General features: G+C 62.0%; 11 protein-coding genes and 1 pseudogene. All 12 read left to right on the top strand.

Annotated features, from left to right (window positions below; translation table 11 throughout):
* Nucleotides 1-2: 2 nt before the first annotated feature.
* The 12 genes and pseudogenes from rpoE to nagZ all read left to right on the top strand — a co-directional run bounded on the left by rpoE (nucleotide 3) and on the right by nagZ (nucleotide 10,652).
* Complete coding sequence (gene rpoE, locus AC8GDA_RS04250) at nucleotides 3-611, top strand: RNA polymerase sigma factor RpoE (RefSeq protein WP_506557063.1); 609 nt, start codon at nucleotides 3-5, stop codon at nucleotides 609-611.
* 8 nt (nucleotides 612-619) lie between these two features.
* A complete protein-coding gene (locus AC8GDA_RS04255; protein WP_506557064.1) occupies nucleotides 620-1,180 on the top strand; it encodes a sigma-E factor negative regulatory protein in 561 nt (186 codons plus the stop codon).
* A complete protein-coding gene (locus tag AC8GDA_RS04260; RefSeq protein WP_506557065.1) occupies nucleotides 1,177-2,136 on the top strand; it encodes a MucB/RseB C-terminal domain-containing protein in 960 nt (319 codons plus the stop codon). Before AC8GDA_RS04255 ends, AC8GDA_RS04260 begins: the two co-directional genes overlap by 4 nt.
* A gap of 30 nt (nucleotides 2,137-2,166) precedes the next feature.
* Nucleotides 2,167-3,594 (top strand): DegQ family serine endoprotease, encoded by a 1,428-nt coding sequence (locus AC8GDA_RS04265; RefSeq protein ID WP_506557066.1) that lies wholly within the window; start codon nucleotides 2,167-2,169, stop codon nucleotides 3,592-3,594.
* 1 nt (nucleotide 3,595) lies between these two features.
* Nucleotides 3,596-5,386 carry a translation elongation factor 4 gene (gene lepA / locus AC8GDA_RS04270; protein ID WP_506557067.1) on the top strand — a complete coding sequence of 597 codons (1,791 nt, stop codon included), beginning with the start codon at nucleotides 3,596-3,598 and terminating at the stop codon, nucleotides 5,384-5,386.
* Nucleotides 5,383-6,183, top strand: coding sequence for a signal peptidase I (lepB, locus tag AC8GDA_RS04275; RefSeq protein ID WP_506557068.1), 801 nt, complete (start codon nucleotides 5,383-5,385; stop codon nucleotides 6,181-6,183). The genes lepA and lepB overlap by 4 nt, the downstream gene beginning before the upstream one ends.
* Nucleotides 6,180-6,902: pseudogene (rnc, locus tag AC8GDA_RS04280) on the top strand (ribonuclease III); the annotation flags it as partial. The gene lepB and the pseudogene rnc, both read left to right, overlap by 4 nt.
* A gap of 68 nt (nucleotides 6,903-6,970) precedes the next feature.
* On the top strand, nucleotides 6,971-7,852 hold the full coding sequence (era, locus tag AC8GDA_RS04285; RefSeq protein ID WP_506557069.1) for a GTPase Era: 882 nt from the start codon (nucleotides 6,971-6,973) through the stop codon (nucleotides 7,850-7,852).
* Nucleotides 7,845-8,540 carry a DNA repair protein RecO gene (recO, locus tag AC8GDA_RS04290; RefSeq protein WP_506557070.1) on the top strand — a complete coding sequence of 232 codons (696 nt, stop codon included), beginning with the start codon at nucleotides 7,845-7,847 and terminating at the stop codon, nucleotides 8,538-8,540. The genes era and recO overlap by 8 nt, the downstream gene beginning before the upstream one ends.
* Nucleotides 8,537-9,283: a pyridoxine 5'-phosphate synthase gene (locus AC8GDA_RS04295; RefSeq protein WP_506557071.1), complete on the top strand. Its 747-nt coding sequence runs from the start codon at nucleotides 8,537-8,539 to the stop codon at nucleotides 9,281-9,283. The genes recO and AC8GDA_RS04295 overlap by 4 nt, the downstream gene beginning before the upstream one ends.
* Complete coding sequence (gene acpS / locus AC8GDA_RS04300) at nucleotides 9,280-9,681, top strand: holo-ACP synthase (RefSeq protein ID WP_506557072.1); 402 nt, start codon at nucleotides 9,280-9,282, stop codon at nucleotides 9,679-9,681. Before AC8GDA_RS04295 ends, acpS begins: the two co-directional genes overlap by 4 nt.
* Nucleotides 9,678-10,652: a beta-N-acetylhexosaminidase gene (gene nagZ / locus AC8GDA_RS04305; protein WP_506557073.1), complete on the top strand. Its 975-nt coding sequence runs from the start codon at nucleotides 9,678-9,680 to the stop codon at nucleotides 10,650-10,652. Before acpS ends, nagZ begins: the two co-directional genes overlap by 4 nt.
* Nucleotide 10,653: the final 1 nt, after the last annotated feature.

Here is a 10,653-nt window from a genome sequence, read left to right on the forward strand (position 1 = left end):
TCGTGTCTGAGCGCGACACCGACCAGCTGCTGGTCGAGCGGGTTCAGGCCGGTGACAAAAAAGCCTTCGACTTACTCGTATCCAAGTACCATCGGAAGGTCATCCGCCTGATCTCCCGTCTGGTGAGAGACCCCGCAGAGGTTGAGGACATTGCCCAAGAGGCCTTCATCAAGGCCTACCGCTCCATGTCTCAGTTCCGAGGCGACAGCGCCTTCTACACCTGGCTGTATCGGATTGCGGTGAACACGGCAAAAAATGCGCTGGTCGCATCGAACCGGCGCCCAGTTCCGTTGTCTGACCTCACTAGATCTGACGACAACGGTGATGCAGAGCCCTGGATTCCTGAGGCCGGCATCGACAGTCAGACGCCAGAAGCCATGTTGTCCTCCCGGCAAGTTGCACAAACGGTAGACAAGGCGATGCAGGCCTTGGCACCGGACCTCCGGACGGCCATCATGCTTCGTGAAATTGAAGGGCTGAGTTATGAGGAAATCGCAGAGGCCATGAACTGTCCAATCGGTACCGTTCGATCCCGCATTTTTCGTGCGCGGGAGGCCATTGCCCTGGAGCTTCGGCCACTGCTCGACACGCCTGACGACAAACGCTGGTAGGAGAACCCATGCTGCCCATCGACCCCGCCGACCGCGCCAATATCTCTGCCCTCCTGGACGGTGAACTCACCCCACAGGAGGCCAGGCAGGTCATGGCGGCCATCGCCTCCGACCACGGCCGCCAGGCCGACTTCCACGCCTACAGCCTGATTGGAGACGCACTGCGTGGCCAGTTGGCTGGCGCCGCATCGTCCTCATTCGTTTCCCAGGTATCGGCCCATCTCGCAGACGAACCGACCGTTCTGGCGCCCCGCGTCCGCCGCAGCAAGGTGTCTGTTGGCTGGCGAGGCGCGATCGCCGCCTCGGTTGCCGCCGTGGGGTTCGTATCGGCTGTGGTGCTGGTCGGGATAGAGCCTCTCGGCCCCGCCGGCACCGCCTCGTCCACCCAAGCACAAGCGCCCACTCGGGTTCAGTTCTCGGGCCAGGGCATCGGTGCCTTGCCTCTGGTGACGCCGCCCAATGTGGCCGTTCTGAGGGCGTCGCTCGAGGATCCCCACACCCAGTCTCTCCTCGAGTCTCACGGCTCGATGATCACACGGCTGCGGATGACGCAGGAGGCCCGTCCTTGAAGACCCGGCCTTTGGGGGTGGCGCTGCCTTTGGCGGCGCTGGCCCTGGCCTCCCTGGGAAGCCCCCTGGCCGCCAGCCCCGGCGGCCACCCCACCGAGCAGCTCAGCCGTGTGCATCAGGCGGCCTCCTCCTTGAGCTTTGCTGGCACTTATGTTCACAGCCACGGTGAGGGGCTCTTTACGGCGAAGATCTATCAGCAGGTCGATCGTGCGCGTCCCACTGTGAGAATTGTTTCTGTGGATGGAGAGCCTCGTGAGGTCATCCGCTCCTCAGACGCCATCAAGACATTCATTCCAGAGCAGAAGACGGTGCGCGTCTCGCCCATGGTGCCAAGACTGGCCGATTTCCCTGCCTTGCTTCACGGGGCGCCGGAGGATGTTCTGGTCCACTATCGCCTGAAGGTGTCGCCGGGCAAACGTGTGGCCGGGCTGCCGACCGACAAGATCGAACTCGAACCCGTCGACGCTCACCGATATGCCTGGCGCTACTGGGTCGACCGCAAGACAGGCCTGCTGCTGAAGTCCCAGCAGATGCACCCCGATGGCCGCGTGCTCGCCGAGCTCGCCTTCACGGAGCTCAAGGTCGGGAAAAAGGTTGCGGTTCGCTCGCGTTACGAGGGTCAGCCCGGCTGGACGCAGAAGCTGGAGGACCGAGCTCCGATGGCTGAACAGGAGTTGCGGGGTCTGCCCACTTATGGCGGATTCAAACCCGTGTCGGGCCTTCGCTCTCCCGATGGCCAGCGCCGCCAGATCTTCTTCTCGGACGGCCTGGCCCGCATCTCGGTCTTCATGGAGTCCGATGTCTCACAGGCACCCCATGTGCCAGCGGAGTCGCCGGGCGGCACCAGCATCGCCGCGGTGCGTCACAACAACTGGCTCATCACTGCAATTGGGGAGGTTCCCCTGCCCACCGCGGTGGCGTTGGCCCAAAAGGTCTCTCCAGATCCCTTACCCTAAGCGGTATCCCACACCGAAAGAGGATTGACCATGCATCCCTCCATGCTGTTGAGCCGATCCACTGGCTGGGCGTTGTCCATTGCCATGGCCCTCTGTCTGGCTGCGCTGTCACCAGCGCAGGCCCGACTCCCGGATTTCACCGAACTGGTTGAGAAGGCTGGTCCGGCCGTGGTGAACATTCGAACGGTTGAGAAGGCCAAGCCCGCCATGCGCGGGCCCACGCCCCAGCTCGATGAGAGCGATCCCTTCTACGAATTCTTTCGCCGATTCGCGCCCCCGGGCCACCCTGGCTTTGGTGGTCCACCCCCAGAGGATGGCGAGCAGCAGCGTCCTCGCGGGGTGGGGTCGGGCTTCATCGTCTCGACCGATGGCTACCTTCTCTCGAACCACCATGTGGTTGAGGGGGCCGACGAGATCATCGTGACCCTGACAGACAAGCGGGAGTTCAAGGCTAAGCTCATCGGCTCCGACCGCAGAACCGACATTGCGCTGCTGAAAATTGATGCCTCCGGCCTGCCCACGTTGAAGTTCGGCCAGCCCGACAAGCTCAAGGTCGGCGAGTGGGTCCTGGCGATCGGGTCTCCCTTTGGCCTGGAGAACACCGTCACGGCGGGCATTGTGAGCGCCAAGGGCCGGGATACTGGTGACTACCTGCCGTTCATCCAGACCGATGTGGCGGTGAACCCTGGCAATTCAGGGGGGCCACTGCTGAACATGAACGGCGAGGTCATTGGCATCAATTCCCAGATCTACAGCCGCACGGGTGGCTTCATGGGCATTTCCTTTGCCATTCCAATCGATGAGGCCCAGCGGGTGGCCGATCAACTCAGGGCCGGCGGCCGGGTGGTCCGGGGCCGCATCGGCGTGGCCATCGACGAGGTCTCTCGAGATGTGGCCGAGGCCCTGGGCCTGAAGGCTGCCGCGGGCGCCTTGGTCCGGAGCGTGGAAGAGGGCGGACCAGCCGCCAAGGCTGGCGTTGAGCCTGGCGACATCATCACGCGGTTTGGTGGAAAAAAGGTCGAAAAGTTCTCCGACCTTCCCCGACTGGTGGGCAACACCAAGCCCGGTACGCAGTCGAGCCTAGAGGTCTGGCGCCGAGGCCAGGCCACGACGCTGAGCGTCAACGTGGCCGAGTTGGAGCCTGAGCGGACGGTCAGAGGGCCGTCCGCGCCAGAGAAGCCGCCAGTGGAAAAGGCGGTGAATTGGCTCGGGCTTTCCGTGACGGCGGCGGAGAAGGCGGCCGGCAAGAAGGGCGAAGGGGTTTTGGTGTCTGGGGTCAAGGGTCCTGCCGAACGGGCTGGGTTGCGCCAGGGTGACATAATCTTGTCGGTGAACAACACCCAAATTGCTTCGGTGCAACAATTTGCACAGTTGGTAGAGCGCCTCGACCGTAAAAAGGTGGTGGCGTTCTTGGTCCGACGCGGCGAGGGTGTCTTATTCGTCCCCGTCCGGCCCTAGCGTGCAGAAGATCCGAAACTTTTCCATCATCGCCCACATCGACCACGGCAAGAGCACACTGGCAGATCGAATTATCCAGCTCTGCGGTGGGCTGTCCGACCGTGAGATGGAGGCGCAGGTCCTCGACTCCATGGACCTCGAGCGAGAACGCGGCATCACCATCAAGGCCCAGACGGCGGCACTTCAATACACAGCGCTCGATGGTGAGCGCTATTTTTTTAACCTCATCGATACGCCAGGCCATGTCGACTTCTCCTATGAAGTAAGCCGGTCCCTCTCGGCCTGCGAGGGTGCATTGTTGGTGGTGGACGCCTCCCAGGGGGTCGAGGCCCAGACCGTTGCCAACTGCTACACCGCGCTCGACCTCGGGGTTGAGGTGGTGCCAGTGCTCAACAAGATCGACCTTCCCGCGGCCAACCCAGAGCAGGCCATTGAGGAGATTGAAGATGTCATTGGACTGCCGGCCCAGGACGCCATCCGCTGCAGTGCAAAGACGGGCGAGGGGGTTCGTGACATTCTCGAGATGATCGTGGCGAAGATCTCGCCGCCCAAGGGCGACCCAGAGGCACCCTTGCAGGCCCTCATCATCGACTCCTGGTTCGACAACTATGTTGGCGTGGTCATGCTGGTCAGGGTGATCAACGGTCGGCTCTTGGCCCGCGAGAAGATTCTGCTCATGGCCACGGGTTCAACCCATGTGGTCGAGCAGCTTGGGGTTTTTACGCCCAAGTCTGTTCAGCGCGATGCGCTCTCGGCCGGCGAGGTGGGCTTCATCATTACTGGCATCAAGGAGCTCAAGGCGGCGAAGGTTGGCGACACCGTCACCCTTGCACAAAAGCCGGCTCCAGCAGCCCTGCCCGGATTCAAAGAGGTCAAGCCGCAGGTCTTTGCTGGCCTGTATCCGGTGGAGTCGAGCGAGTACGACATCATGCGAGACGCCCTGGAGAAGCTGCAACTCAATGACGCGGCCTTGCAGTTTGAGCCAGAGGTCTCCCAGGCGCTGGGCTTTGGGTTTCGGTGCGGTTTTCTTGGGTTGTTGCACATGGACATCGTCCAGGAGCGGCTCGAGCGCGAGTACAACATCGATCTCATCACCACGGCGCCCACGGTGGTCTATCAGGTGCTCATGAAGGATGGCAGCGTGATCGATGTCGACAATCCTTCGAAGATGCCCGATGCATCCAAGATTGAAGAGATCCGTGAGCCCATTGTGGATGTCATGCTCTTCATGCCCCAAGACTACGTCGGGGTGGTCATGTCGCTCTGCACGTCCAAGCGCGGCATGCAGACCAACATGACCTACCACGGCCGGCAGGTGCACCTGACCTACGAGATTCCAATGAACGAGATCGTGCTCGACTTCTTCGACAAGCTGAAGTCGATCTCGCGCGGCTATGCCTCCATGGACTACGAGTTCAAGGAATACCGAGCCTCCGATGTTGTGAAGATGGATATTCTCATCAATGGCGACAGGGTCGACACCCTCTCGGTCATTGTGCACCGGGCCAATGCCCAGGGCCGTGGCCGCGAGCTCGCTGCCAAGCTGCGAGAGCTCATTCCCAGACAGATGTTCGATGTGGCCGTACAGGCGGCCATTGGCGTGAACATCCTGGCCCGCGAGAACATCAAGGCCTTGCGAAAGAATGTTTTGGCCAAGTGCTACGGGGGAGACATCAGCCGCAAGCGCAAACTCCTTGAGAAGCAGAAGGCGGGCAAGAAGCGCATGAAGCAGGTCGGCACGGTGGAGATCCCACAGGAGGCCTTCTTGGCCATTTTGAAGGTGGATTCATGAATTTCGCACTCATCCTGTTGCTCCTGTGCCTGGCCACCGGTGCCCTCTGGTTTGCAGACCGATTCGTCTGGCGAAAGGGCCGACCAGCAGGCTCGAATCGGCCGGCCTGGCTGGAGTACACGGCCGGCTTCTTTCCGGTGCTCTTCTTGGTCTTTTTCGTTCGCTCGTTTCTTTTTGAGCCCTTCAACATTCCATCGGGCTCCATGATCCCTACCCTCCGGATTGGCGATCTCATCCTGGTTCAGAAGTACAGCTATGGCATTCGCCTGCCGGTGGCCCACACCCTGGTCATACCCACCGGGCAGCCCGCCCGCGGGGATGTGGCTGTCTTCCGATATCCCAAGGATGAATCTGTCGATTACATCAAGCGAATTGTGGGTCTGCCGGGCGATGAGATCGTCTTCGAGGGCAAGCAGTTGGTGCTCAATGGCCAGCCCATTCCGCGCGTGGACAAAGGTGTCTTTGTAGACCCGGGTTCAGTCCGAGCCTCTCGCCGCTACACCGAACAGATCGGAACGCGTCAGTACGACACCCTCAATGACCTGGGGGCACCCGAGTTTTTCTTCTTGGAGTCTTTTCCGAACCGAGAGGCCTGCGAGCGCACGCCGGGTGGCATGCGCTGCAAGGTTCCTGAAGGCCATTACTTCGCCATGGGTGACAACCGAGACAATTCGGCCGACAGTCGCATCTGGGGATTTGTTCCAGCGCGCAATCTGGTGGGCAAGGCCGTGGTCATCTGGTTCAATGCCTCCGAGGTGTTCTCGGGCGACTTCTCCAGATTGGGCGGCATCGAATGACCGAGCCAACTGATCTCGAGACCCGGTTGGGTTACCGGTTTCAGGATCAGGGCCTCTTGCGTCTGGCCTTCACACACCGAAGCCATGGCATTCCGCACAACGAGCGGCTGGAGTTCTTGGGCGACAGCGTTCTAAACCTGGCGGTGTCTGGGCTTCTCTACAAAGAACTTGAGAGCTTTGCCGAGGGGGATCTCAGCCGAGTCCGATCGAGCCTCGTGCGACAGGGGGCCTTGCACGACATTGCCCAGTCCCTCTCACTGCACCAGAATCTTCTCTTGGGCGAGGGGGAACTCAAAAGCGGTGGGCTTCGTCGCCCCTCCATCCTGGCCGATGCCCTGGAGGCACTCATTGGTGCCATCTACCTTGATGGTGGCTACGAGCAGGCCCAACGGGTTGTCGAGTCGCTCTACCTGCCCATTCTTCGGCAGGTCGATGCCACCACCCTGGGCAAGGACGCCAAGACTCTCCTTCAGGAATTCCTTCAGGGCCACGGCCTCCCGCTGCCGGCCTATCAGGTGGTGGCCACACTTGGCGCTGCCCATAACCAGGTCTTCGAGGTGGAATGTGCCGTGGCCAAGCTCTCCATTGCGGCCCTGGGCAGTGGTGCGAGCCGCCGGGCAGCTGAGCAGGCTGCTGCCACAGAGGCCCTCCAGGCCGCCCAGGCAGCCATGGCGGCTGTGCCGACCAAGCGCCGTCGTGCCAAGAAGCCAGCCCCCGAGGCGCCCCAAGCCCGGCTCGAATTCAGCGCCACGCAAAAGAAAGCCTGATCGCCATGCACCGCGCGGGGATGGTTGCCATCGTGGGTCGTCCCAATGTTGGCAAGTCCAGCCTGCTCAATGAGCTAGTGGGCATGCCCCTGAGCATCACCTCTCGAAAGGCGCAGACCACGCGTCATCGAATTCTTGGTGTGCGCACGACACCCGAACATCAAATTCTCTTTGTGGACACGCCGGGGATTCAGCATCTCCATCAGGCAGCCCTCAATCGCCACCTGAACAAGGCGGCGGTCTCATCCATGGCCGATGTCGATGCGGTCTTGTGGGTCATTGAGGCCCGTCGTCTGTTGCCAGAGGATGAGCGCGTGCTGACGATGCTGCCCAAAGACCTGCCAGTCCTGGTGGCCCTGAACAAGTCAGACCTGCTCAAGACCGAGCGCGACAAGGCCCAGGCCTTTGCCATTGCCCAGGCCCTGTCGGAGTCGCGCAGCTTTGCCGCACTGGTGCCGGTGTCTGCTGAGAAAGGCTTTCAACTCGATGTGCTCGCCAAGGCGCTTGCCGAATGCCTGCCCGAGCAGCCACCGCTGGTGGAAGCCGATACGGTCACGGATCGGAGCATTCGATTCATGTGTGCCGAGCTCATTCGGGAGAAACTCTTTCGGCTCATGGGAGATGAACTGCCCTATGAGGCCACTGTGGTCATTGAGCGATTTGCAGAGGCCACGCCAGAGACCTCGCGGGTCGAGATCGACGCCACGATCGTGGTGGCCAGGGCCTCTCAGAAGCCCATGGTCATCGGTGAGGGTGGCGACCGAATTCGCAGAATCGGCACAGAGGCGCGCCGAGACATCATCAAACTGATCGAGCAGCCCGTGCATCTGCAGCTCTGGGTCAAGGTTAAAGAGAACTGGGCCGACGACGACAAGGCGGTGCGTAGCTTCGGATATGAATGAGGCCTATGTCCTGCATAGCCTGGCCTGGCGGGAGACCAGCCTCATCGTTGAGGTGCTCACCCGGGCCGAGGGCCGACTTGGCCTGGTCGCGCGGGGCGCACGGCGGCCTAGATCGGCCTTGCGTGGCCTGCTGCAGCCGTTCCAGCCGATCATGGTTCGATATGCAAGCAAAGGAGACCTGCGAACACTGATGGCCGCAGAGTGGCAGGGCGGCATGCCCGTGCTCTCTGGAGAGGCTCTGCTGGCAGGCTTCTACCTCAATGAACTGATCATGCGCCTACTGCCCCGACAAGACGCCCATCCCGTTTTGTTCGATGCCTACCGGTCGGCACTCTTCGGGCTGGCCTCGTTGTCACGGGGCGAGTTCAGTCTCATCGAACCCATTCTTCGCCAGTTTGAGTGCCGACTGCTTCGAGAGATGGGGGTGCTGCCGAGCTTCGATGCCGTAAGCGACCAGGGGCCAGAGAGTGGCTTGGATGGCCAGCCCATATCAGAGCCCTTGGTGCGGGCCCTGGCCCAGTTCGATGATCCGCTCGATGTTTTCGCCCCGTCCTTGGCCGACCCCGGCGTGGCCTCGCAGGCCAAACGCCTGCTCCGGTCTCTCCTGCGGCATCATTTGGGTGGAGCAGAACTGATGTCCCGGGAAACCATTCGTGATCTTCACCGTTTGAGAGAGGCTGTTCGATGATTGAGTTGGGTGTGAACATTGATCATGTCGCCACGCTTCGGCAGGCGCGGCGCACCTACGACCCAGATCCAATCTGGGCGGCTGTCGAGGCCCACCTGGGCGGTGCCGATGGCATCACTGTTCACCTGCGTGAGGATCGGCGGCACATTCAAGACGCCGATGTCGACCGCCTGCGCACCCACACCCAGATCAAGCTCAATCTGGAGATGGCGGCCACAGCCGAGATGGTGGCCATTGCCGTGGCAGTCTCACCCGAGATGGCCATGCTGGTGCCAGAGGGCCGGCAAGAGATCACCACCGAGGGTGGTCTGGATGTGGCCGGCCAGGCCTCTGCCTTGCGCCCTATGGTGAAGACCCTCCGAGACGCGGGCATCACCGTGAGCGCTTTTGTCGATGCCGAACCTCGGCAGATTCAGGCGGCCCACGACCTTGGGGTGGAGGTTTGCGAGGTACACACCGGCCCCTATGCAGAGATCTTTCATGCCCAGGGCCGTGACCCAGATCGGCCGCCGGTACAGCAAGAGCTTGCTCGACTCGCGCGCGCGGGGGAGGCCATTGTGTCGTTGGGCATGCGTTTTAACGCTGGCCATGCGCTCAACTACTTCAATGTGCAGCCGGTGGCGGCGCTGCCAGGCGTGCGTGAGCTCCACATTGGGCACGCCATCGTGTCACGCGCGGTCTTCGTGGGCATGCGCGAGGCTGTCCGAGAAATGAAACGTCTGATGCGGGAGGCTGCGACATGATTGTGGGCGTGGGAACGGATGTGGTGCTGACCGATCGGATGCGAACCCTTCTGTGCCGTTGGGGTGGACGGCTGTCTGATCGGATTCTCGGCCCGACGGAACGCGAGCGCTTCGCTGCGCAGCAGGGCTCGGGTGCTCAGCCAGCGGAGCGCGCGGTGTCTTATCTGGCCAAGCGTTTTGCTGGCAAGGAGGCTGTTGGAAAGGCGCTTGGCTTTGGCCTCTCAAGGCCGATGGGTCTGCAGCGGCTCGAACTGCTCAACGATGCGCGCGGGGCCCCCATGGTGGTGGCCCACGGTGAGTTGGCTGAACATTTGGAGCGGGAGGGGCTTGTCGTCCATGTGTCCCTGTCAGATGAGCAGAGCATGGCCCAGGCCTTTGCCGTGGTGGAGAAGCGATGAGCCTTGGTCCCCTGATCATCGATGTGGAGGGCTTGGCGCTCACCGCAGAGGAGTGTGAGCGACTGATGCACCCTTGGGTGGGTGGTGTCATTTTGTTTAGCCGCAACTTTGAGTCGGTGGAGCAGCTCAAGGCGCTGACTGCATCCATTCACCGCCTTCGCCCCTTGCTCATTTCTGTCGACCATGAGGGTGGTCGCATACAGCGGTTTCGAGAGGGTTTTACCGCATTGCCTTCTTTTCGCAGCCTGGGCGAGGGCCTCTCTGGCCAGCCCAGTGCAGCGGCCATGGCCCAGGCCATGCAAGGCGCCACGCAGGCCGGCGTGACCCTGGCCCGAGAGTTGCGGGCCGTGGGGGTCGACTACAGCTACACGCCTGTGCTCGACCTCAATCATGGCCAGAGCGCGGTGATCGGCGACCGATCCCTTCACCGAGACCCGGCATTGGTGGCCATGCTGGCCTCAGCCGTGATGCATGGTCTTCGAATGGCCGGCTTTCACAATTGTGGAAAACATTTCCCGGGGCATGGCTGGGCGCAGGCCGACTCCCACCTGGCGCTGCCGGTCGATGACCGCCCCTTGGAGACCATCCTCTCCGATGATGCGAGCCCTTATGCCTGGCTGGGGAGGGGAGATGCACCCCTGTCGGCCGTGATGCCGGCACACATTCGTTACACGGCCGTCGACGAGCAGCCCGCGGGATTCTCAAAGATCTGGCTCACAGACATCCTAAGGGGGCGTCTGGGCTTTGAAGGCGTGGTGATCAGCGATGACCTGGCCATGGCGGGTGCCGCCATCTACGAGGATGTGGCCGATCGTGCACAGGCGGCCTTTGAGGCCGGCTGCGATGCCACCCTGATTTGCAATCGGCCCGACCTCAGCATTCGGGCGCTGGATGAACTGCCACGCCGAATGCCTGCCTTTCTGGCTGCGCCCGCGCGGCGAAGCCTGGCTCGGCTCCTGCCGGATGCGTGAG

This window comes from Hahnella aquatica (SeqCode), assembly GCF_965194505.1.
Lineage (GTDB): Bacteria > Pseudomonadota > Gammaproteobacteria > Burkholderiales > Burkholderiaceae_A > Hahnella > Hahnella aquatica.

Bases quoted from the DNA above. Each gene is read 5' to 3' on its own strand.
- recO (WP_506557070.1), top strand. From the start codon at position 7,845: ATGAATGAGGCCTATGTCCTGCATAGCCTGGCCTGGCGGGAGACCAGC.
- AC8GDA_RS04265 (WP_506557066.1), top strand. From the start codon at position 2,167: ATGCATCCCTCCATGCTGTTGAGCCGATCCACTGGCTGGGCGTTGTCC.
- AC8GDA_RS04255 (WP_506557064.1), top strand. From the start codon at position 620: ATGCTGCCCATCGACCCCGCCGACCGCGCCAATATCTCTGCCCTCCTG.
- nagZ (WP_506557073.1), top strand. From the start codon at position 9,678: ATGAGCCTTGGTCCCCTGATCATCGATGTGGAGGGCTTGGCGCTCACC.
- AC8GDA_RS04295 (WP_506557071.1), top strand. From the start codon at position 8,537: ATGATTGAGTTGGGTGTGAACATTGATCATGTCGCCACGCTTCGGCAG.
- era (WP_506557069.1), top strand. From the start codon at position 6,971: ATGGTTGCCATCGTGGGTCGTCCCAATGTTGGCAAGTCCAGCCTGCTC.
- lepB (WP_506557068.1), top strand. From the start codon at position 5,383: ATGAATTTCGCACTCATCCTGTTGCTCCTGTGCCTGGCCACCGGTGCC.
- acpS (WP_506557072.1), top strand. From the start codon at position 9,280: ATGATTGTGGGCGTGGGAACGGATGTGGTGCTGACCGATCGGATGCGA.